Raw genomic sequence first — 19,942 nt, 5'->3', positions numbered from 1 at the left:
CCGGGCCGTCGCGGCGGCCCGGTTGCCTGATGACGCCACGCTGGCTAGCATCTGACTTTCCCCGACACGGCCCCCCGATGCCACCGAACGCAGCCGCCCGCCTCGTCGCGCCCGCCCCCCGGCCAGGCGCCGAGGTCCTCGACACCCACTACCACGTGGAAACGCCGGAAGGCATCGACCTGCTCCTGCGTCCCGCCGGCGTCGTCCCCCGGGCCCTGGCCTATACCATCGACCTCTGCATCCGCGGCCTGATCATGCTGGTGCTGATGCTCGGCCTGGCGTTCCTCGGCAAGCTCGGCGCCGGCCTCGGCCTGCTGCTGACCTTCGTCATGACCTGGTGGTACATGGTCCTCTTCGAGGTGCTCAACCAGGGCCGCTCGCCCGGCAAGCAGATGATGGGACTGCGCGTCGTCCACGACGACGGCACTCCGGTGGGCTGGGCCGCGTCGCTGCTGCGCAACCTGCTGCGCTTCGCCGACATCCTGCCCTTCGGCTACGCCCTCGGTCTGCTCTGTTGCCTGAACCATCCGGCCTTCAAGCGCCTGGGCGACATCGCCGCCGGCACCCTGGTGGTCTACCGCGAACCCGAACTGAGCCGGCCCAGCCTGCCTGACGTCGAGCCGCAACTGCCGCCCTTCCCCATGAGCCTGGAAGAACAGCGCGCCTTCCTCGGTTTCGCCGAACGCGGCGCGGCGCTTTCCTCGGCACGCCGCGAGGAACTGGCGGGCATTCTCGCCGAACCGCTGGGCGTCGAGCCGGTACGCGCCCAGGCCGAGATCAACGGCATCGCCCGTGGCTTTCTCGGCCTGCGTCAGGAGAGCGCATGAAACAGAGCCTCTTCGAACAGCGCCACCAGGCCGCCTGGCAACGCTTCGACAAACGCCTCGCCTTTCTCGAGAAAGGCAAGAAGCTGGAAGGCTCCAGCGACGACTTCGCCGCCGATTACCGGCGCCTCTGCCAGCAACTGGCGCTGGCCCAGGAGCGCGGCTACAGCAGTCACCTGATCGACCAGTTGCAGCAACTGGCGATGCGCGGCCACCAGCAGTTCTACCGGCACCGCAGCCACCTCGGCAGCCGCATCCTCGGCTTCCTGCTCGCCGGCCTGCCGCGCCTGGTCCGCGAGGAGTGGCGCAGCATCGCCGTGGCCAGCCTGCTGTTCTACGGCAGCGCCCTGCTCATGGGGCTGCTGGTCTATCACTTTCCCGACCTGATCTACAGCGTGGTCAGCCCGGACAAGGTCAGCGAGATGGAGTCTATGTACGCCCCGGAAACCACCCGCCTGGGTCCGTTGGGGGCACGCGACACCAGCGACGACTGGGAAATGTTCGGCTTCTACATCATGAACAACATCGGCATCGCCTTTCAGACCTTCGCCAGCGGCGTGCTGCTGGGACTCGGCAGCCTGTTCTTCCTGCTGTTCAATGGCCTGATGATCGGTTCGGTGGCCGGCCACCTGACGCAGATCGGCTACGTGCAGACCTTCTGGCCCTTCGTCATCGGCCACGGCGCGTTCGAACTGACCGCCATCACCTTCGCCGGCGCCGCCGGCCTCAAGCTCGGCTGGGCGCTGCTCGCGCCAGGTCGCCTGACCCGCGGCGAAGCCCTGCGGCTGGCCGCCAGGCGCAGCGTGCAACTGATCGCCGGGGTGATCGTGCTGTTGCTGCTGGCGGCCTTCACCGAGGCCTATTGGTCTTCCATCAGTCATTTCGAGCCGCGGGTGAAGTACGCGGTCGGCGCGGTCCTCTGGCTGCTGGTCGGCAGCTACTTCCTGTTCGCCGGACGGAGCCGCCATGCGCCTGACTGACGCCAGCGTGGCGATTCGGCCGCGCAGCGCCTGGGAAGCGCTCGACCTCGGCATCCTCCTGGCGCATCGCCATGCGCGCCTGCTGATGGGCAGTTGGGCGTTGCTGACCCTGCCGCTGTTCGCCGTGCTCAGCCTCCTGCTGTGGCAGCATCCGACCCTGGCGATCCTGATCTTCTGGTGGCTCAAGCCGGCCTTCGAACGGCTGCCGCTGTACATTCTCTCGCACGCCCTGTTCGGCGATACGCCAACCCTGAAGCAGGCCCTGCGCGCCTATCCCGCCCTGCTGAGGAAACAGTTGCCGGCCAGCCTGCTGTGGCGCCGCTTCAGTCCGACGCGCAGCTTCGACCTGCCGGTCCTGCAACTGGAAGGGCTCGCCGGGGAGCCCCGCAGCCAGCGCCTGATCGTATTGTCCCAGCGCAACGCCGGCGGCGCGACCTGGCTGACCGTGGTCGGCGTGCACCTGGAAATGGCGCTCTGGGCCGGCTTCGCCATGCTTCTCTACCTGCTGATCCCGGCGCAGAACGAGATCGACTGGAACTGGCAGAGCCTGCTCGACCCGGAAGCCGGCGAGTGGCTCTGGCTGGAGCACCTGTCGAACCTGCTCTACGTCCTGGTGCTGGTAGTCTGGGAGCCGATCTACGTGGCCTGCGGCTTCACCCTCTACCTGAACCGGCGCACCGAACTGGAGGCCTGGGACATCGAGCTGGTGTTCCGCCGCCTGCGCCAGCGTCTGGTCGGCAGCGCCTATGTCCTGCTGCTCGGCCTGGCCGCTTCGCTGGCCTGGCTGCCCGCCCCTTCCGCCTACGCCGAGCCGGCGGCCGCCGCCAGCGCCGGCGACGCCGAGCTGCCGCCCGAGCAGGCCCGCCTGCTGCGGCAGAAACTCAACAGCGAACAGGCCGGCAAGCAGATCCGGGCGATCGTCGACGGCGCGCCGTTCAAGAACAGCGAGACCGTGACGGGCTGGCGCTTCGGCGACAAGACCGAGAAAAAGGACAGCCGCAAGGAGGACGAAGAGCGGCTCAAGGCATTCTTCGAGGCCCTGGCCAACTGGGTGCCGTTCCGTCACGCGGCGCAGGTCATCGAAGTGCTGCTCTGGGCGCTGCTGTTCAGCGCGGTGTTCCTGCTGGTCTGGCGCTACCGTGAATGGCTGCGCCTGTTCGTCGGCAACCTGGGCTTGCCGCAACGGGCCCGCCGCGAAGCGCCGACGGTGATGTTCGGCCTCGATCTCAGTCCGGAAAGCCTGCCCGACGACATCGCCGGCAACGCCGAACGGCTCTGGAACGAGAAACCACGGGAAGCCCTCGGCCTGCTCTACCGCGGGCTGCTCAGCCGACTGCTGCATGACTACCGCCTGCCGTTGAAGGGCTCCCATACCGAGGGCGAGGTCCTGCGCCTGGTCGAAGGACTGGAGCAACAACGGCCGCTGCTGCACTACAGCCAACTGCTGACCGCCCAATGGCAGGCGCTCGCCTACGGCCACCGGCTGCCGGCCGACGACGCTCGCCAGCGCCTCTGCGACGGCTGGCGCAGCCTTTTCGCCGCGGGAGCCAAGCCATGATGAGCCGGCGCGCGCGCTTCCTGTTGCTTGCCGTGCTCCTGCTGCTGGCCGGGCTGCTGGCGATCTTCCTGGCCAGCCGCCTGCAACCCTATACGGAGACGATCGACCTCGGCCCATCGCCGGAGGCCCGGCGCAATCCCTACCTGGCCGCCGAACTGTTCCTGCGCAAGCAGGGGGTCACGGTGAGCCGCGCCGACGGCCTTGAGGTCCTCAAGGAGCTGCCGCCCTCCGGGCATACCCTGCTCCTGCTCGGCAGCCGCTCCGGCATGACTCCCGGCCAGGCGCGCCGCCTGCTGCAATGGAGCGAGCAGGGCGGGCACCTGGTGCTGATCGCCGAACGCCTGTGGGACGAGGACGAGAAGAAGAGCGGCGACCTGCTGCTCGACAGCCTGGATATCCGCCAGTACCTGACCGAGGACTTCGACGACAGCCAGGACCGGGCCAGCGAGGAAACCGCCGACGCCGACGCCGACGAAGGTAGCGTCGACGACCATGCGACCGAAGCGCCGCCGGAGGAAGCCGCCGGCGAGGAAGAAGAGCCCGCCGACAGCGTGCCGGACTATTCCGCACTGACCCGCCTGTACCTGGAAAACGAGCGCTCGCCGGCCTACATCGGCTTCGATCCCGACTACCACCTCTACGATCCGCAGAACCACGCCTACGCCTGGGCCAACAGCGGCGACGCCACCCACCTGTTGCAGATGCAGCACGGCAAGGGCCTGGTCACGGTGCTCACCGACGCCTGGATCTGGCAGAACCGCAACATCGAGCAGTACGACAACGCCTGGCTGCTCTGGTACCTGACCCAGGACAACCAGGTGACCCTGCTCTACCGCGCCGAACGCGACAGCCTCGCCACCCTGCTCGCCCGCCACTTCCCCGAGGCCCTGGCGGCAGCGCTGCTGCTGTTGCTCGCTGGCCTGTGGCGCGCAGGGCTGCGCCAGGGTCCCTTGCAGCCGGTGGCCAGCCGTTCGCGCCGGCAACTGGAGGAACACCTGCGCGCCGGCGCCGACTTCCTCCTCCGCCAGCGCGGCCACGTCGCCTTGCTGCACGGTCTGCAACGCGACATCCTGCGCAGGGCACGGCGTCGCCACCCCGGTTTCGAACAGCTCGGCGTCGCCGAGCAATGGCAGATCCTCGGGCGCATGACCCGCCTGCCACCCAGCGCCATCAGCCAGGCCATGCGCCCATATCCGGCGCAGCGCCTTTCCGCTGCCGACTTCACCCGCCAGGTCGCCCACCTGCAAAGCCTCAGGAATGCCCTATGAGCGAACAGACGCCCGAACAACCGAGCACCGCGCCCAACCCGGCGCTCCAGCGCCAGCGCGCCAGCCAACTGGCCCAGGCCCTGCGCAGCGAACTGCAGAAAGCCCTGATCGGCCAGGGCGCGGTGATCGACGATGTGCTCACCGCGTTGCTCGCCGGCGGCCACGTGTTGGTGGAAGGCGTGCCGGGGCTCGGCAAGACCCTGCTGGTACGCGCCCTGGCGCGCTGCTTCGACGGCGGCTTCGCGCGCATCCAGTTCACCCCCGACCTGATGCCCAGCGACGTCACCGGCCACGCCGTATACGACCTCGCCAGCGAGCAGTTCAAGCTGCGCAAGGGGCCGGTGTTCACCCACCTGCTGCTGGCGGACGAGATCAACCGCGCGCCGGCCAAGACCCAGGCCGCCCTGCTGGAAGTGATGCAGGAGCGCCAGGTCACCCTGGAAGGACGCGCCCTGCCGGTGCCGCAGCCGTTCATGGTGCTGGCGACGCAGAACCCGATCGAGCAGGAAGGCACCTATCCGCTGCCGGAAGCCGAACTCGACCGCTTCATGCTCAAGCTGCGCATCGATTACCCGGCCGAAGCCGAGGAGCAGACCCTGGTGCGCCAGGTGACCCGCTCCGCGCGCAGCGACATGCTCGACGTGGCCAACCTGCGGCCGCTGCTGAAGGACAAGGACGTTCTCGCCCTGCAGCGGATCGCCAGCGACCTGCCGATCGACGACCAGGTCCTCGACTATGCCGTGCGCCTGGCCCGCACCACCCGCAACTGGCCGGGCCTGGCCCTCGGCGCCGGACCTCGCGCGTCGATCGCCCTGGTCCGTTGCGGCCGGGCGCGGGCGCTGCTGCGCGGCGGCGAGTTCGTGGTGCCGGACGACATCAAGGGCTGTGCCCTGGCGGTCCTGCGCCATCGGGTCCGGCTGTCTCCGGAGCTGGACATCGAGGGGCTGTCGGTGGACCAGGTCCTGCAACAGTTGCTCGACCAGGTACCGGCCCCCCGCGTATGAAGCCATCGCGCGCCCTGCTGGCGCTGTTCGCCGCGCTCCTGCTGCTGGCCATCGGCCTGGGCAGCCTGTCGGCGCTCGGCCAGCGGTTGCCTGCGCAACTGCATACATTCTGGTGGGCGGCGCTCGCCGCGCTGCTCCTGCTCGGCCTGCTGGACGCCCTGTGGGCGCGCCGCCAGGCGGTGCCGAAGCTGAGCCGCCAGCTCAGCGGCAACCTGCCGCTGGGGCGCTGGAGCGAAGTGCGCCTGCATCTGCAGCACACCTATCGGCGTCCGGTTCGCCTGACCCTGTTCGATCACCTGCCGGCCGGCATGGATTTCGAGTACCTGCCGCAGGAGGTCGAACTGCGCCCGGGCGAAAGCACCGAGGTCGGCTACCGGGTGCGGCCGCTCAACCGCGGTCACTTCGTGTTTCCCCGCTGCGAGCTGGAACTGCCCAGCCCGCTGCGCCTGTGGCGGCAGCGCCGCTACCTGGAAGCACGCGGCGAGACCCGCGTCTACCCGGACTTCGCCCGCCTCTACGGCGCCGAACTGATGGCGGTCGACCACTGGCTCAACCAGATCGGCGTACGCGGCGGCCAGCGCCGCGGCCTCGGCCTGGAGTTCCACCAGTTGCGCGAATTCCGCGACGGCGACACCCTGCGCCAGATCGACTGGAAGGCCACCGCTCGCAAACGCACGCCGATCGCCCGCGAATACCAGGACGAACGCGACCAGCAGATCCTCTTCCTGCTCGACTGCGGCCGCCGCATGCGCAGCCAGGACGGCGACCTGTCGCACTTCGACCATGCCCTCAACGCCAGCCTGCTGCTGGCCTACGTGGCCCTGCGCCAGGGCGACGCGGTGGGCGCCATGACCTTCGCCGGCGACGACCGCCGGCATCTCCCGCCGGGCAAGGGCAGCGCCCAGCTCGGCGCGCTGCTCAACACCGTCTACGACCTGCAGACCAGCCAGCGTCCCGCCGATTTCCCGGAAGCCGTGCAGGCGGTGCTGTCCCGCCAGCGGCGGCGGGCCCTGGTGATCCTGGTAACCAACCTGCGCGACGAGGACGACGAAGAACTGCTCGGCGCGGTGAAACGCCTGGGCCGCCAGCACCGGGTGCTGGTCGCCAGCCTGCGCGAGGAAGTGCTCGACACCCTGCGCCAGGAGCCGGTCGCCCGCTACGAGCAGGCGCTCGCCTACACCGGCACCATCGACTACCTGAATGCGCGCAACGGCCTCCACGAGAAGCTCGCGGCCCACGGCGTGCCAGTGCTCGATGCGCGTCCCAGCGAACTCGGGCCGGAGCTGATCAGCCGCTACCTGGGCTGGAAGCGCGCCGGCGTGCTTTGACGGATCAGACCGACTGCGGCTGGCGGGGGAAGCTGAAGTAGCGGCGCAGCGCCTCCACCAGTTCGAGGAATTCGGCGGGCGGCGCCAGCAGGTGGAAGCCGGAATCGAAATGACCGGGCGTGACGTCCTCGCAGGTCCACCGGCAGTCGGCGGAAAAATCGATGCATTTCGGGCGACCGCCCAGTCCCGGAACCTTCAGGCGCAGTTCGAAACGCGCGCCGACCAGCATCGGCAGTTGGCTGATCAGCAGCAGGCCGTCCTCGGAGACGTTGCCGATGTAGCCCATCGGCTTATCGGTGATGCGATTGAACACCTTCAGGTAGCTGGGCAACTGATGGCGCTGGATATGTCGTTGAAGACCCATAATGGCATTTCGCTATGATTTGCAGTCCAGTATGACGATGCCGGCGCTCGGGGAACAAGCTCAGCGGCAGCGTTCGGACTCCCGCGAGGCCAGTTCGCGACGAATGGCGTCCAGCTCGGCATCGCTCAGGTAAACCGGCCCGCCGCCGGCGTCCTGCCGATAGAAGCGGCCGCCGCGTTCGAGCTGGGACAACTGTTGCCGCAAGCGCCCGCATTCCTCGGCCAGCGCAGCCTGGCGCTGGCCGGCACGTTCGGCGGCGGCGGTGCGTTCCTCGCGACGAGCATCGAAATACTCCTGGGTGCGCTGCTCGCGCTGGCGGGTCGCGGCGTCACGTTCCACCACCTGCGGCCTGACTTCGACGCGTTGCGCGCCGGCCGGTGGCGTGGCGGAGAAGTGTACCTTGCCCTGGGCATCGGTCCAGCGATAGATGTCCGCCTGCGCCAGCACGGGCATCAGGGCGACACAGAACCACAGGGCACGCATGCGAACCTCCTCCGTGAAATCCAGGACGAAGCTTACCGGATCGACCGGGGTCCCATGCGACCGACGGTCAGCCTGAACGCCCGTCCAGTCTCCCGGCCGCCTACAGGCGGGTCGGCACGGCGCTGGCCGAGGCCGGCGTCTCGCTCAGCCGGCCCAGTTGGCGCAAGGTCTCCAGCCGCGCCTTGGCACGGTAGGCATATTCGCTGGTGGGGTAACGGGCGATGATGAAGTGGTAGGTCTGCGCCGCGTCGACGAACAGGCTCTGGCGTTCCAGGCACTGGCCGCGCAGCAGCGAGATTTCCGGCTGCAGGTAGGGCCGCGCGCGAATCCGCCGTTCGGCCCGCGACAGGTCGAGCATCACCTGTGCGCAATCGCCTTTGTCGTAGGCGCGGTAGGCCCCGTTCAGGTCGCTGTTCAGCGACCAGCTGTTACAACCGGTGGCACTCAGCGCCAGGCAGGCAACGATCAAGCTTCGCATAGGCATATCCTCCGTTGGGAACTGTATCGGCGCGTATTGGCGTGACTGAAGGGCCTGACTAGACTGGGGTGGCTCTCGCCCTGGCGCCAAGGAGATGCCATGCGCTTCGCCCGCCGTCTCGTCCTGCTCCCATTGTTGTCGCTGCTGGCCGCCTGTTCGCCGACCACGCCGCTGTTCGTCGCCCAGGTGACCACTGGCGAAGTCGCCGAATACAAGCAGATGAAGAGCAACCGCATGACCGCCGCCATCGAGGAGGAAGGCGACCTGCTGACCTACAGCGCCATGGCGATCCGCGACAACAGGAGCGCCGAGGCGGAGAAGCTCTACCTCACCGGCTACGACAATAGCCGCTACAGCGCCGAGGTGCGCGGTATCTCGCTGTACCAGATCGGCCTGATCTACATGAGCCGCTACAACGACCAGCGCGACGACGCCAAGGCCACCGACTACTTCCAGCGCGTGGTCCGCGAGTTCCCCGGCACCCACGCCGCCGAGCATGCCCAGGCGCGCCTGCTGGCGATGCGGCAGCGAGCCAGGGAGCCGGTGCAGAAGAGCGCCCGCGAATTGCTCGCCACCTGGAAGCCGCAGCAGAACCTCGACCTCTACAAGACCAGCCTCGACCCGGACATGACCCTGCTGTCGCGCCGCGCGGTGCTCAAGGATCGCGTCGACGAGGCCGCCGAGCTCTACCTGCTGGCGGTCAACGATCCGGCGATTCCTGCCGGTATAAAGGAAAAGGCCCTCTACCAGCTCGGCCTGATGTACCTGGCGCCAGACAACCCGCACCCGAACCGCGACAAGGCCATCGAATACCTGCGCCGCCAGTTGCTCGACTATCCTGAAGGCGAATTGTCGAACAAGGCCAGCCGGCACCTCGACCAGGCGCTCAACGTGCAACCGCGCTGATCCCCGCCGGACTGACCCAGATCAAGCGCCCGTCGCGGCGCCTGGTCTGCAATGGCATTCCCGCCCAGTGCCAGGAGCGTTGCCATGAACCTGCATAACCTGCTGGTGGTCGTCGACCCGAGCAGCGACGAACAGCCGGCCCTTACCCGTGCCCAGTGGATCGCCGAACGCAGCGGCGCCAGCGTCGAGTTGCTGCTGTGCGACTTCAACCCGGCGCTGGACGGCGGGCTGTTCTTCGACAGTCACTCGCTGCAGCGTGCCCGCGACCTTTACCTGGACGAACGGGTCACCTGGCTGGAGCAGCTTTCCATGCCGCTGCAGCAGGCCGGCATCCGCACTCAGGTCGAGGCCCAGTGGGGCAAGCCGCTGGACCGGATGGTCCTGCAACGGGTCGGCGAAACCCGGCCCGACCTGGTCCTCAAGAGCACCCGCAAGCACAACCTGCTGCGCCGCCTGCTACTGGGCAACAGCGACTGGCAATTGATCCGCCACTGCCCGCAGCCGCTCTGGCTGGTCCATCACGACGCCTGGCGCGGCCAGCGCCTGTGCGCGGCGCTCGACCCGCTGCATGCCAGCGACAAGCCGGCCGCCCTCGATCACCGGCTGATCGCCGCCGCCCGCCAGCTCGAAGCCAGCCTGGGGCTGCGCGCCGACTACCTGCATACCCACGCGGCGATGCCGCGCAGCCTGCTGTTCGACGCGGAAATGCTCGCCGGTTACGAGCGTTTCGTGCTGCAACATGAGGAACGTCACCGCCAGGCCTTCGACGACCTGCTGGCAGCCTACCCGGAGATCGCCGCGGAGCGCCGCCACCTGCTGGCCGGCTATGCCGAGCAGACGATCCCCGACTTCGTCCGGGCCAACGACATCGACCTGCTGCTGATGGGCGCGGTCGCCCGGGGGCACCTGGACAACGCGCTGATCGGGCAAACCGCCGAACGCGTCCTGGAGGAGGTGGAATGCGACCTGCTGGTGCTCAAACCGACAAATGACATCTGATGCAGATAGTATGACTCCGCAGTCGCCGCCGAGCCTCGCCGGTGGTAGCCTGCACGCCAGCGTTATCCAAGGAGTCCTTTGCATGTCCGTTCGCCGCACCAAAATCGTCGCCACCCTCGGCCCAGCCAGCAATTCCCCGGAAGTGCTGGAGCAACTGATCCTGGCCGGGATCGACGTCGCCCGCCTCAACTTCTCCCACGGCACCCCCGATGAACACCGCGCCCGCGCCAGGCTGGTGCGCGAACTGGCGGCCAAGCACGGCCGCTTCGTCGCCCTGCTCGGCGACCTGCAAGGACCGAAGATCCGCATCGCCAAGTTCGCCAACAAGCGCATCGAATTGCAGGTCGGCGACAAGTTCCGCTTCTCCACCAGCCACGCCCGCGACGCCGGTACCCAGGAAGTGGTCGGCATCGACTACCCGGACCTGGTGAAGGACTGCGGGGTCGGTGATGAACTGCTGCTGGACGACGGCCGGGTGGTGATGGTGGTCGAGGAAGTCGCCGCCGACGAACTGCGCTGCCGGGTGCTGATCGGCGGCCCGCTGTCCGACCACAAGGGCATCAACCGCCGCGGCGGCGGTCTCACCGCGCCGGCGCTGACCGACAAGGACAAGGCCGACATCAAGCTGGCCGCGGACATGGACCTGGACTACGTGGCCGTTTCCTTCCCGCGCGATGCCAAGGACATGGAGTACGCCCGCCGCCTGCTCACCGAGGCCGGTGGCAAGGCCTGGCTGGTGGCCAAGATCGAGCGCGCCGAGGCGGTCGCCGACGACGACGCCCTCGACGGCCTGATTCGTGCCAGCGACGCGGTGATGGTGGCCCGTGGCGACCTCGGCGTGGAAATCGGCGATGCCGAGCTGGTCGGCATCCAGAAGAAGATCATCCTGCACGCTCGCCGCAACAATAAAGTGGTGATCACCGCGACCCAGATGATGGAGTCGATGATCCACAGCCCGATGCCGACCCGCGCGGAAGTCTCCGACGTGGCCAACGCCGTGCTCGACTACACCGACGCGGTGATGCTCTCGGCGGAAAGCGCCGCCGGCGAGTACCCGGTGGAAGCGGTGAAAGCCATGGCCCGCGTCTGCCAGGGCGCCGAGAAGCACCCGACCAGCCAGAAATCCAGCCATCGCCTCGGCCAGACTTTCGACCGCTGCGACGAGAGCATCGCCCTGGCGTCGATGTACACGGCCAACCACTTCCCGGGGATCAAGGCGATCATCTGCCTGACCGAAAGCGGCTTCACCCCGCTGATCATGTCGCGCATCCGCTCGTCGGTACCGATTTACGCCTACTCCCCGCACCGCGAGACCCAGGCTCGCGTGGCGATGTTCCGCGGCGTGGAAACCATCCCCTTCGACCCGGCGGCGCTGCCGGCGGAGAAGGTCAGCCAGGCCGCGGTCGACGAGTTGCTCAAGCGCGGCGTGGTGACCAAGGGCGACTGGGTTATCCTGACCAAGGGCGACAGCTACACCGCCCAGGGCGGCACCAACACCATGAAGGTGCTGCACGTCGGCGACCTGCTGGTATAAGCGCACGTCGCGGCGGATAACGCCCGCGGCGTTATCCGCCCTACGGACCGGCGCTCCGCTAACTCAACGTGGTGTAGGGCGAATAACCGCTACGCGGTTATCCGCCATTTCAGACGCCTCACGGCGAATAACGCCTATGGCGTTATCCGCCCTACGGACCGGAGCCCCGCTGGCCCAACGTGGTGTAGGGCGAATAACCGCTACGCGGTTATCCGCCGTTTCAGCCGCATCGCGGCGAATAACGCCTAGGGCGTTATCCGCCCTACGGACCGGCGCTCCGCTGGCCCAACCTGGTGTAGGGCGAATAACCGCTACGCGGTTATCCGCCGTTTCAGACGCCTCACGGCGAATAACGCCTGGGGCGTTATCCGCCCTACGGATCGTCGCTCCGCTGGCCCAACAGCGGTGTGCTCAGGCGAACCTGGAGAAATCCGGCTGGCGCCGGTGCATGAAGGCGCTGAGCGCCTCGATCGCCTCGGGCGAGCGCAGTCGGGTACTGAAGATATCGCCTTCCTCGGCGATCACCCGGCGAAGCTCCTCGATAAACGGCGCTTTCATCAGGCGCTTGCTCTCCACTACCGCCGAGGGCGCCAGGTGCAGGAAGCGCCGGGCCGCATCGCGGGCGTGCTCCAGCACCGTGGCGCCATCCTCCAGCGCCGCATTGGCCAGGCCCCAGGCCGCCGCCTGCTCGCCGCTGAAGTCCTGGCCGAGCATCAGCAATTCCGCAGCCCTGGCATGACCGAGCATGCGCGGCAGGATCAGGCTCGAGCCGAACTCCGGTGTCAGGCCGAGGTTGACGAACGGCATCTTCAATCGCGCGTTGCGACCGACGAAGACCAGGTCGCAATGCAGCAGCAGGGTGGTGCCGATACCCACCGCCGGTCCGTTCACCGCGGCGATCACCGGCTTGGGGAATTCCAGCAGAGCGCTCATGAAGCGGCCGACCGGGCTGTCGCGCAGGGATGGCGGTTGCTCGAGGAAGTCGAGGATGTCGTTGCCGCTGGTGAAGCAGGCATCGCCGCCAGTGATCAGCACTACCCGCACAGCCGTATCGGCCTGCGCCTCCAGCAGCGCCTCGGCCATCCGACTGTACATCGCGCGGGTCAGCGCGTTCTTCTTGTCCTGGCGGTCCAGGCGCAGGGTCAGCAGCCCCGCTTCGCGTTCGACCCGAATCAGCTCGCTCATCGTCACTCCAGGGATGCGGCGCAGGGCCGCGGCAATGGCTGCAAGGCACCGCCACCGCGCCGCGTCAGGCGTGGGGCAGGAACAGGTCCGCCAGGGTCTGGCTACGCGGTACGCCGGCCAGGTAGAGATGCCGGGCGAAGCGTTCGACGCTGGCGGGTTGGCCGCAGAGTAAGGCCATGCTGCGCCGCGGAACAAGGCGGAGATCGGCCAAGGCAGAGGGCAACTGCGCCGCCGACACCAGGTTGACGCGCACTTGCGGATGACGCCCGGCCAACTCCGCCAACTCGCTCGCCAGGTAGTGGTCGCGCGCCAGGTGCAGCAACTGGATCGGCGCCTGGTGTTCCGCGCGCAAGGCCTCGCGAAGTATCCCCCAGAGCGGCGCCAGCCCGGTACCGGCGGCCATCAGCAACAGCGGTCGCTCCTGCCAGTCCGGCTCGTAGCGCAACGCCCCGCCGCGCAACTCGCCCAGACGCAGGAGCGCGCCAGGCGCCAGGCGCCGGGCGCGGTCGCAGAACGCGCCGGGAGCGCTACAGTCGATGTGGAACTCCAGCCATGGGTCCTCGTGAGGCAGGCTGGCCAGCGAATAGGGACGCGCCACGCCATCGTCGCTCCACAGCAGCAGGTGCTGCCCGGCGCGATAGCGCAAGGGCCGCTCCGGCTCCAGGCGCAGGCGCAGCACATCGCCCAGCCAGTGGCAGGCTACGACCCTGGCCGGCAGCCCGTCGCGCTCAGGATCGAAAGGCTGCAACACGAGGTCGCCGAGCACCCGGCACTGACAGGCCAGCCGCCAGCCCGCTTCGCGCCGTGCCGGATCGAGCGCCTCCGGGAGGGTGTCGTCCACCTCGCCCTGCAGGCAATGCACCAGGCAGGCGTGGCAACTGCCGGCGCGGCAGCTATGGGGCACGGCGATGCCGCCGGCGAGCAGCGCATCCAGCAGGTTGCTGCCGGCGGCGACGGCAAGGCGTCGCTCGCCGACCCGTATGTCAGGCACTGGTGACCTCCCAGGTGGCGTCGCAGCGGTTTCGTCCGCCGCGCTTGGCACGGTAGAGCGCCTGGTCGGCCCGCTGCAAGGCCTCGTCGAGATCGTCGTCGGCATACAGCAGGGTCATGCCCACCGAAAGGCTCAGGGTATCCACTGTGACCCCGACCGGTTCCGCCTGTTGGAACGCCAGGCGCAGGCGCTCGCAACAGCTTTCCAGCTGTTCCGCGTCGGCGTGGGGCAGCAGCAGGACGAACTCCTCGCCGCCGTAACGGGCCAGGACGTCGCCATCGCGCAGACAGGAACGCGCCACCGCGGCGAAGGTCTGCAGGACCCGATCGCCGGCGGCGTGGCCGTGGCGGTCGTTGATCCGCTTGAAGTGATCGAGGTCGATCAGCGCCAGGCCGTGCTGCCGGTTCGGCAGCAGGTCTTCCAGCGCCCGGCTGGCCATGCGCATGAAATGCCGGCGGTTGAACAGACCGGTGAGTTCGTCGGTGGCCACCAGGTCTTCCAGTTGGCGCATCATGCCGCGCAGCGTGTCCTGGTGCGCCTGCAAGGCATAGCGGCGCTGGCGCATGCGTTGCCGCATCGCCTGTATGTAGCTGGCGAACAGGCTCAGCCAGACCATTACGATGAACATCACGAGCACCTGCAATGCAGCCCGGCCCGGTAGCTCGAGACGCTGCTGCAAGGCCTCTACCAGGTAGATGCCGGAAAAAGCGATGAACGCCAGCGCCGCACAGCGGGCGAAGACCCGCGGCGGCAGTTGGAACACACCGAACAGCAGGGCCAGCACGTAGAACACCATGAAGGTGCCGCGCAGGCTGTCGACGTGGTAGAGGAAATAGGTCAGCCAGGCGATCGCCACCAGCACCTGCGGCTCGGTCAGGCTGGGATCGGCGTAACGCAGGTTGCGACCGCTGGCGAACAGCCAGAGGAAGGCCAGTTGGCAAGCCACCACCAGGGTGGTGCTGGCCGCCGCGGTGGTCGGCGCTGCGCGGTAGAAGCCGCTGAGTAGCGCCAGCCAGAGCAGGACCAGGCCGAGCAGGTAGGTGCCTGCGGCCATGCCGAACCGGCGGAGCAAGAGCTTTTGCAGCGCACGCTGTTTCAGAGGAGGCTTGTCTGTGCGCATGGGCTCCGTCCCGTAATGGCACCTGGCCGCAATGTACCCTGCCCCCTGCGGGTTGCCTAGTCGAACGAACTGCCAGCTAGCGGACCGCGGATTTATCGGCCGACCAGCCGGCTGGCCGACCAAGGTCTGATCGTCGGCGCGTGCGCCCGTCTCGCCGGAACGGCTATACTGTCGCGCCTTTTTTGCGCCGGTGCCTGACCGGCGCGCTCCTCGGCTGCGGCCGGCTCCGTGACCCTGCCCCGCATCCGAATTACCCGCCTGAAGAGGACCGTGCTCCATGGCCGTGATCAAGCAAGACGACCTGATCCAGAGCGTCGCCGATGCCCTGCAGTTCATCTCCTACTACCACCCGGTCGATTTCATCCAGGCCATGCATGAGGCCTACCTGCGCGAAGAATCGCCGGCTGCCCGCGACTCCATGGCGCAGATCCTGATCAACTCGCGCATGTGCGCCACCGGCCACCGCCCGATCTGCCAGGACACCGGGATCGTCACCGTGTTCGTCCGGGTCGGCATGGACGTGCGCTGGGACGGCGCTACCATGAGCGTCGACGATATGATCAACGAAGGCGTGCGCCGCGCCTACAACCTGCCGGAGAACGTCCTGCGCGCCTCGATCCTGGCCGACCCGGCCGGCGCGCGGAAGAACACCAAGGACAACACGCCGGCGGTGATCCACTACTCCATCGTTCCCGGCGACAAGGTCGAGGTCGATGTCGCGGCCAAGGGCGGCGGCTCGGAGAACAAGTCGAAGATGGCCATGCTCAACCCGTCCGACTCGATCGTCGACTGGGTGCTGAAGACCGTACCGACCATGGGCGCCGGCTGGTGCCCGCCGGGCATGCTCGGCATCGGCATCGGCGGTACCGCGGAGAAAGCAGCGGTGATGGCGAAGGAGGTCCTCATGGACCCGATCGACATCCACGAACTGAAGGCCCGCGGCCCGCAGAACCGCATCGAGGAACTGCGCCTGGAGCTGTTCGAGAAGGTCAACCAGCTGGGCATCGGTGCCCAGGGCCTGGGCGGCCTGACCACCGTGCTCGACGTCAAGATCATGGACTACCCGACCCACGCCGCCTCGCTGCCGGTGTGCATGATCCCCAACTGCGCCGCGACCCGCCACGCCCACTTCGTGCTCGACGGCTCCGGCCCCGCCGAACTGGAAGCGCCGTCGCTCGACGCCTACCCGGAGATCGTCTGGGAAGCCGGCCCGTCCGCGCGCCGCGTCGACCTGGACAAAATCACCCCGGAAGAGGTGCAAAGCTGGAAACCGGGCGAGACCCTGCTGCTCAACGGCAAGATGCTCACCGGCCGCGACGCCGCGCACAAGCGCATGGTCGACATGCTGAACAAGGGCGAAACGCTGCCGGTGGACCTGAAAGGCCGCTTCATCTATTACGTCGGCCCGGTCGATCCGGTCGGCGACGAGGTGGTCGGCCCGGCCGGTCCCACCACCGCCACCCGGATGGACAAGTTCACCCGCCAGATCCTCGAACAGACCGGCCTGCTGGGCATGATCGGCAAGTCCGAGCGCGGTCCCATCGCCATCGAGGCGATCAAGGACAACAAGGCGGTATACCTGATGGCCGTCGGCGGCGCCGCCTACCTGGTCGCCCAGGCGATCAAGAAGTCCAAGGTGCTGGCCTTCGCCGAACTGGGCATGGAAGCGATCTACGAGTTCGAGGTGAAGGACATGCCGGTCACCGTCGCGGTTGACACCAACGGCGAGTCGGTGCACATCACCGGCCCGGCGGTCTGGCAGAAGAAGATCGCCGAAAGCCTGGCGGTCGAGGTCAAGTAAGCCTGCTCCGTCCCTGAAAAAGCCCGGCCCCGCGCCGGGCTTTTTCGTACGGCCACTGGCCGGAGCCTGGGCTGGCAGCGCCGCAGGCGCCTTGGTTCAGCCGAACCAGAAATACAGCAAGGTCAGGTTCGCCGCCGAGATCAGGCCGAACAACGACCAGGCCAGCGCGCTGACCCAGCGCGGGTTGACGAACTCCCCCATGAGGCCCCGGTCGCTGCTGAAGCGAATCAGCGGCCACAGGGCGAACGGCAATTGCAGGCTGAGCACCACCTGGCTGAGCACCAGCAGCTTGCCTACCGCGCCTTCGCCCAGCCAGAGCACGCCGATCAAGGCCGGCACCAGGGCCAGGCCGCGGGTGATCAGGCGCCGCTGCCAGCAGGGAATCTTCGCCCGGAGGAAACCCTCCATCACCACCTGCCCGGCAATGGTGCCGGTGAAGGTCGAGCTCTGCCCCGCCGCCAGCAGGGCGAAGCCGAACAGGAAGCTGGCCAGGGCGCCGCCCACCAACGGGTCGAGCAGGTGGTAGGCGTCCTGGATCTCCACCACCTCGGTATGGCCGCTGCCGTGGAAAGCCGCGGCGGCGAGGATCAGGATCGCCGCATTGACCAGCAGCGCCAGGGACAGCGAGCCGATGGTGTCGAGCCGGGAAAAGCGGATCGCCGAGCGTTTGCTCGCCGCGTCGTCGCCGCTGACCCGGGTCTGCACCACGGACGAATGCAGGTAGAGGTTGTGCGGCATCACCGTCGCGCCGAGGATGCCGATCGCCAGGTACAGCGGCTCCTGGCTGCTCAGGGTGTCCCAGGACGGCCGCAAGCCGGCGGCGACATCCGGCCAGTAGGGGCCGATCAGCACCAGTTCGACGAAGAAACACGCGCCGATGGTCGCGATCAGCCCCAGCACTATGGCCTCCAGGCGGCGGAAGTTGGCGCCCTGCAGGGCCAGCACGATCAGGGTATCGAAGGCGGTGAGGACCACCCCGGTGGTAATCGAGACGCCCAGCAGCAGGTGGAAGGCCAGCGCCGCGCCGAGCACCTCGGCAAGGTCGGTAGCGACGATCGACAGTTCCGCCAGCAGCCATTGGCCACGCGCCACGCCAGGGCGGTAGCGCTCCCGGGAGAGCTGCGCGAGGTCGCGGCCGGTGGCGATGCCCAGGCGCGAACAGAGGCTTTGCAGGAGCATCCCGGAAAAGCTCGCCAGCACCACTACGAACAGCAGCGCGTAGCCGAAGCGCGAGCCCGCCTCGATGGCGGTGGCCCAGTTGCCGGGGTCCATGTAGCCGACCGAGACCAGCAGGCCGGGGCCGATGAACAGCGCCAGCTTGCGCAGCGGCGAGGCGTCGGCCGGCACCGCCACGCTGTGGCTGACCGCCGAGGGACAGAACGGCGCGGTGGCCGTGGTGGGCAGGGAGTATTTCACGAGGCGACGCCGGATCGGGGGAGGAAGTGCGACCAGCCTAAACGTTTCACCCCGGTCGCGTCTTCCCTCGCCTCAGGCCTGGGCGCGCTGGCCGACCAGGCTCAGCTCGGCGACTTTCTCGCGCCGCTGCGCCAGGTAGCGGGTGCAACTGACACGCAGGAAGGAGGCGAAGTTGAGCACCTCGCCGCGATAGTCCATCACTTCCTCGTAGAGATTGGTGATCAACTGGTTGGTGCTCAGGCCCTCGCCTTCGGCGATTTCCCGGAGGATGTCCCAGAACTGGTTCTCCAGGCGCAGGGTGGTCACCACCCCGCGGATGCGCAAGGAACGCGAGCGCGATTCATAGAGGATCGGATCGGCTTTCACATAGAGTTCGCACATGCGCGGGGGTCTCCTGGGTCTCAGTGGCTGATACGGGTGCCGAGCACCTCAAGGAAGCGCGCCAGCCACGCCGGATGCGCCGGCCAGGCCGGCGCAGTGACCAGGTGGCCGTCGACGTGGGCCTGGTCCGACGGAATGTCGACGTACTCGCCGCCGGCCAGCCGCACCTCCGGGGCGCAGGCCGGATAGGCGCTGCACGCCCGCCCTTGCAGGACGCCGGCGGCGGCCAGCAGCTGGGCGCCATGGCAGACCGCGGCGATCGGCTTGCGCGCGGCGTCGAAGTCACGCACCAGAGCCAGCACCTGCTCGTTCAGGCGCAGGTATTCGGGCGCGCGGCCGCCGGGGATCAGCAGGGCATCGTAATCCTCGGCGCGGGCCTGGGCAAAGTCGGCATTGAGGGTGAAGTTGTGGCCCGGCTTCTCGCTGTAGGTCTGGTCGCCTTCGAAATCGTGGATGGCGGTGCGCACGCTTTGCCCGGCCCGCTTGTCCGGACACACCGCATGCACCTGGTGGCCCACCATCTGCAGGGCCTGGAACGGGACCATGGTTTCGTAGTCTTCGGCATAGTCGCCGACCAGCATCAGGATCTTCTTCGCAGCCATCACGCGCACTCCTTCGGGCAGGGCCCGGTCATACCGGGGATGCACCTAAGGTAGCCAATCCGCAGGGGGACGCGGGTAATAGACGGTTACTACACGCGTGCCGGGTTCAGATGCCGATCTTGTCCAGGGCCCGCCCGACGCCTTCCCAGAACGAGCGCTGCACGCGTTTCCGGTAGCCGCTGGCGGCGAACTGCATGGGCTCCTGAACCTGGTGGGTAGCGCCGATTTCCGCAGCGCCGAGATCGGCCGCCACCAATTGCAGCGGGCCATCGCCCTCACCCGCCGGGTGCTCGCTCTTCGGTGGCGGGTTGAGTTCGTCGTAGCGCAGGTAGTAGACCGAGCCGGCCCTGGCCTCGAGCATGAAGCTGGCGATGCGGGTGAAATCCATCGGACCGTCGGCGAACAGGGTCCAGAAGCTGCCCGCCAGCGGCCGGCGCATTTCCAGCTTGTAGCTGCCGGTCTCGAACTCGAACGCCAGGTAGCCGTTGCTCGGTAGGCTGCCGATCAGTTCGTTGTTGAGGAAGATCCCCGGCGCCTCGAGTTCCTCGTCCGCCCACTGGCTCCGCGGACGGTAGAGGTAGACGGTGGCGTGGCTGGCATCGGCGCTCGGATGGGCGACGAAGGCCGGTCCGTCCACCGCACCGAAGAACGCGCCGGGCGTGCTGCAGCCGACCAGGCTCGCGACGATCGACAGGGCCAGCGACAGGCTGCGCAGCATGC

At 67.9% G+C, this 19,942-nt stretch carries 20 protein-coding genes; 10 read left to right on the top strand and 10 right to left on the bottom strand.

Annotation, left to right across the window (positions count from 1 at the left end):
- Positions 1 to 29: 29 nt before the first annotated feature.
- From FHW81_RS25890 to FHW81_RS25865, 6 genes are read left to right on the top strand one after another with little or no spacing between them, the layout of a single operon-like run.
- Complete coding sequence (locus FHW81_RS25890; RefSeq protein WP_003134638.1) at positions 30 to 827, top strand: RDD family protein; 798 nt, start codon at positions 30 to 32, stop codon at positions 825 to 827.
- Complete coding sequence (locus tag FHW81_RS25885) at positions 824 to 1,804, top strand: stage II sporulation protein M (RefSeq protein WP_003093893.1); 981 nt, start codon at positions 824 to 826, stop codon at positions 1,802 to 1,804. The genes FHW81_RS25890 and FHW81_RS25885 overlap by 4 nt, the downstream gene beginning before the upstream one ends.
- Positions 1,791 to 3,362 (top strand): DUF4129 domain-containing protein, encoded by a 1,572-nt coding sequence (locus tag FHW81_RS25880; protein WP_003141220.1) that lies wholly within the window; start codon positions 1,791 to 1,793, stop codon positions 3,360 to 3,362. The genes FHW81_RS25885 and FHW81_RS25880 overlap by 14 nt, the downstream gene beginning before the upstream one ends.
- On the top strand, positions 3,359 to 4,630 hold the full coding sequence (locus FHW81_RS25875) for a DUF4350 domain-containing protein (protein WP_003101165.1): 1,272 nt from the start codon (positions 3,359 to 3,361) through the stop codon (positions 4,628 to 4,630). Before FHW81_RS25880 ends, FHW81_RS25875 begins: the two co-directional genes overlap by 4 nt.
- Positions 4,627 to 5,634 (top strand): AAA family ATPase, encoded by a 1,008-nt coding sequence (locus tag FHW81_RS25870; protein ID WP_003093896.1) that lies wholly within the window; start codon positions 4,627 to 4,629, stop codon positions 5,632 to 5,634. Before FHW81_RS25875 ends, FHW81_RS25870 begins: the two co-directional genes overlap by 4 nt.
- Positions 5,631 to 6,962: a DUF58 domain-containing protein gene (locus FHW81_RS25865; RefSeq protein WP_003110040.1), complete on the top strand. Its 1,332-nt coding sequence runs from the start codon at positions 5,631 to 5,633 to the stop codon at positions 6,960 to 6,962. The genes FHW81_RS25870 and FHW81_RS25865 overlap by 4 nt, the downstream gene beginning before the upstream one ends.
- A gap of 4 nt (positions 6,963 to 6,966) precedes the next feature.
- Here FHW81_RS25865 and FHW81_RS25860 read toward each other — a convergent pair whose 3' ends face one another.
- The 3 genes from FHW81_RS25860 to FHW81_RS25850 all read right to left on the bottom strand — a co-directional run bounded on the left by FHW81_RS25860 (position 6,967) and on the right by FHW81_RS25850 (position 8,293).
- Positions 6,967 to 7,326, bottom strand: a complete 360-nt coding sequence (locus FHW81_RS25860; RefSeq protein ID WP_060774281.1) for a PilZ domain-containing protein — start codon at positions 7,324 to 7,326, stop codon at positions 6,967 to 6,969.
- Positions 7,327 to 7,386: 60 nt separating this feature from the next.
- Complete coding sequence (locus FHW81_RS25855) at positions 7,387 to 7,809, bottom strand: DUF4124 domain-containing protein (RefSeq protein ID WP_003093901.1); 423 nt, start codon at positions 7,807 to 7,809, stop codon at positions 7,387 to 7,389.
- Positions 7,810 to 7,909: 100 nt separating this feature from the next.
- Positions 7,910 to 8,293, bottom strand: a complete 384-nt coding sequence (locus FHW81_RS25850; RefSeq protein WP_003120855.1) for a tetratricopeptide repeat protein — start codon at positions 8,291 to 8,293, stop codon at positions 7,910 to 7,912.
- A gap of 93 nt (positions 8,294 to 8,386) precedes the next feature.
- On the opposite strand from FHW81_RS25850, the gene FHW81_RS25845 reads away from it, so the two are divergent.
- The 3 genes from FHW81_RS25845 to pyk all read left to right on the top strand — a co-directional run bounded on the left by FHW81_RS25845 (position 8,387) and on the right by pyk (position 11,726).
- A complete protein-coding gene (locus FHW81_RS25845) occupies positions 8,387 to 9,193 on the top strand; it encodes a tetratricopeptide repeat protein (RefSeq protein WP_003093924.1) in 807 nt (268 codons plus the stop codon).
- A gap of 84 nt (positions 9,194 to 9,277) precedes the next feature.
- Positions 9,278 to 10,192 (top strand): universal stress protein, encoded by a 915-nt coding sequence (locus FHW81_RS25840; RefSeq protein WP_003134646.1) that lies wholly within the window; start codon positions 9,278 to 9,280, stop codon positions 10,190 to 10,192.
- An 82-nt stretch (positions 10,193 to 10,274) separates the two neighbouring features.
- On the top strand, positions 10,275 to 11,726 hold the full coding sequence (gene pyk / locus FHW81_RS25835; RefSeq protein ID WP_003093930.1) for a pyruvate kinase: 1,452 nt from the start codon (positions 10,275 to 10,277) through the stop codon (positions 11,724 to 11,726).
- 411 nt (positions 11,727 to 12,137) lie between these two features.
- On the opposite strand, the gene FHW81_RS25830 is transcribed toward pyk, so the two are convergent.
- From FHW81_RS25830 to FHW81_RS25820, 3 genes are all read right to left on the bottom strand, one after another.
- Positions 12,138 to 12,911, bottom strand: coding sequence for an enoyl-CoA hydratase (locus FHW81_RS25830; RefSeq protein ID WP_003101155.1), 774 nt, complete (start codon positions 12,909 to 12,911; stop codon positions 12,138 to 12,140).
- A 64-nt stretch (positions 12,912 to 12,975) separates the two neighbouring features.
- Positions 12,976 to 13,902 (bottom strand): iron-sulfur-binding ferredoxin reductase, encoded by a 927-nt coding sequence (locus FHW81_RS25825; protein WP_003101153.1) that lies wholly within the window; start codon positions 13,900 to 13,902, stop codon positions 12,976 to 12,978.
- Positions 13,895 to 15,022: a GGDEF domain-containing protein gene (locus FHW81_RS25820; protein ID WP_003101151.1), complete on the bottom strand. Its 1,128-nt coding sequence runs from the start codon at positions 15,020 to 15,022 to the stop codon at positions 13,895 to 13,897. Before FHW81_RS25820 ends, FHW81_RS25825 begins: the two co-directional genes overlap by 8 nt.
- 277 nt (positions 15,023 to 15,299) lie before the next feature.
- On the opposite strand from FHW81_RS25820, the gene FHW81_RS25815 reads away from it, so the two are divergent.
- Positions 15,300 to 16,823, top strand: a complete 1,524-nt coding sequence (locus FHW81_RS25815) for a fumarate hydratase (RefSeq protein ID WP_003093938.1) — start codon at positions 15,300 to 15,302, stop codon at positions 16,821 to 16,823.
- A gap of 96 nt (positions 16,824 to 16,919) precedes the next feature.
- Here the strand turns inward: FHW81_RS25815 and FHW81_RS25810 are convergent, their stop codons facing one another.
- The 4 genes from FHW81_RS25810 to FHW81_RS25795 form a co-directional block, all read right to left on the bottom strand.
- On the bottom strand, positions 16,920 to 18,227 hold the full coding sequence (locus FHW81_RS25810) for an Nramp family divalent metal transporter (RefSeq protein ID WP_073637108.1): 1,308 nt from the start codon (positions 18,225 to 18,227) through the stop codon (positions 16,920 to 16,922).
- 84 nt (positions 18,228 to 18,311) lie between these two features.
- Positions 18,312 to 18,620, bottom strand: coding sequence for a ribbon-helix-helix domain-containing protein (locus FHW81_RS25805; RefSeq protein ID WP_003101146.1), 309 nt, complete (start codon positions 18,618 to 18,620; stop codon positions 18,312 to 18,314).
- A 20-nt stretch (positions 18,621 to 18,640) separates the two neighbouring features.
- The gene (locus FHW81_RS25800) at positions 18,641 to 19,225 is read right to left on the bottom strand and encodes a DJ-1/PfpI family protein (RefSeq protein ID WP_106120558.1); all 585 of its coding nucleotides are present in this window, start codon (positions 19,223 to 19,225) and stop codon (positions 18,641 to 18,643) included.
- Positions 19,226 to 19,328: 103 nt separating this feature from the next.
- Positions 19,329 to 19,940 carry a DUF2846 domain-containing protein gene (locus FHW81_RS25795; protein WP_003101143.1) on the bottom strand — a complete coding sequence of 204 codons (612 nt, stop codon included), beginning with the start codon at positions 19,938 to 19,940 and terminating at the stop codon, positions 19,329 to 19,331.
- Positions 19,941 to 19,942 lie beyond the last annotated feature (2 nt).

The organism is Pseudomonas sp. RC10-4-2, from assembly GCF_050433085.1.
GTDB lineage: Bacteria > Pseudomonadota > Gammaproteobacteria > Pseudomonadales > Pseudomonadaceae > Pseudomonas > Pseudomonas aeruginosa.
The sequence above is the reverse complement of the archived record's forward strand: the minus strand, read 5'-3'. Positions and strand labels throughout refer to the sequence as shown.

What these genes read in the sequence shown, in the direction of transcription:
- FHW81_RS25890 (WP_003134638.1), top strand. Translation starts at nt 30, where the DNA reads ATGACGCCACGCTGGCTAGCATCTGACTTTCCCCGACACGGCCCCCCG.
- FHW81_RS25885 (WP_003093893.1), top strand. Translation starts at nt 824, where the DNA reads ATGAAACAGAGCCTCTTCGAACAGCGCCACCAGGCCGCCTGGCAACGC.
- FHW81_RS25880 (WP_003141220.1), top strand. Translation starts at nt 1,791, where the DNA reads ATGCGCCTGACTGACGCCAGCGTGGCGATTCGGCCGCGCAGCGCCTGG.
- FHW81_RS25875 (WP_003101165.1), top strand. Translation starts at nt 3,359, where the DNA reads ATGATGAGCCGGCGCGCGCGCTTCCTGTTGCTTGCCGTGCTCCTGCTG.
- FHW81_RS25870 (WP_003093896.1), top strand. Translation starts at nt 4,627, where the DNA reads ATGAGCGAACAGACGCCCGAACAACCGAGCACCGCGCCCAACCCGGCG.
- FHW81_RS25865 (WP_003110040.1), top strand. Translation starts at nt 5,631, where the DNA reads ATGAAGCCATCGCGCGCCCTGCTGGCGCTGTTCGCCGCGCTCCTGCTG.
- FHW81_RS25860 (WP_060774281.1), bottom strand. Translation starts at nt 7,326, where the DNA reads ATGGGTCTTCAACGACATATCCAGCGCCATCAGTTGCCCAGCTACCTG.
- FHW81_RS25855 (WP_003093901.1), bottom strand. Translation starts at nt 7,809, where the DNA reads ATGCGTGCCCTGTGGTTCTGTGTCGCCCTGATGCCCGTGCTGGCGCAG.
- FHW81_RS25850 (WP_003120855.1), bottom strand. Translation starts at nt 8,293, where the DNA reads ATGCCTATGCGAAGCTTGATCGTTGCCTGCCTGGCGCTGAGTGCCACC.
- FHW81_RS25845 (WP_003093924.1), top strand. Translation starts at nt 8,387, where the DNA reads ATGCGCTTCGCCCGCCGTCTCGTCCTGCTCCCATTGTTGTCGCTGCTG.
- FHW81_RS25840 (WP_003134646.1), top strand. Translation starts at nt 9,278, where the DNA reads ATGAACCTGCATAACCTGCTGGTGGTCGTCGACCCGAGCAGCGACGAA.
- pyk (WP_003093930.1), top strand. Translation starts at nt 10,275, where the DNA reads ATGTCCGTTCGCCGCACCAAAATCGTCGCCACCCTCGGCCCAGCCAGC.
- FHW81_RS25830 (WP_003101155.1), bottom strand. Translation starts at nt 12,911, where the DNA reads ATGAGCGAGCTGATTCGGGTCGAACGCGAAGCGGGGCTGCTGACCCTG.
- FHW81_RS25820 (WP_003101151.1), bottom strand. Translation starts at nt 15,022, where the DNA reads ATGCGCACAGACAAGCCTCCTCTGAAACAGCGTGCGCTGCAAAAGCTC.
- FHW81_RS25815 (WP_003093938.1), top strand. Translation starts at nt 15,300, where the DNA reads ATGGCCGTGATCAAGCAAGACGACCTGATCCAGAGCGTCGCCGATGCC.
- FHW81_RS25805 (WP_003101146.1), bottom strand. Translation starts at nt 18,620, where the DNA reads ATGTGCGAACTCTATGTGAAAGCCGATCCGATCCTCTATGAATCGCGC.
- FHW81_RS25795 (WP_003101143.1), bottom strand. Translation starts at nt 19,940, where the DNA reads ATGCTGCGCAGCCTGTCGCTGGCCCTGTCGATCGTCGCGAGCCTGGTC.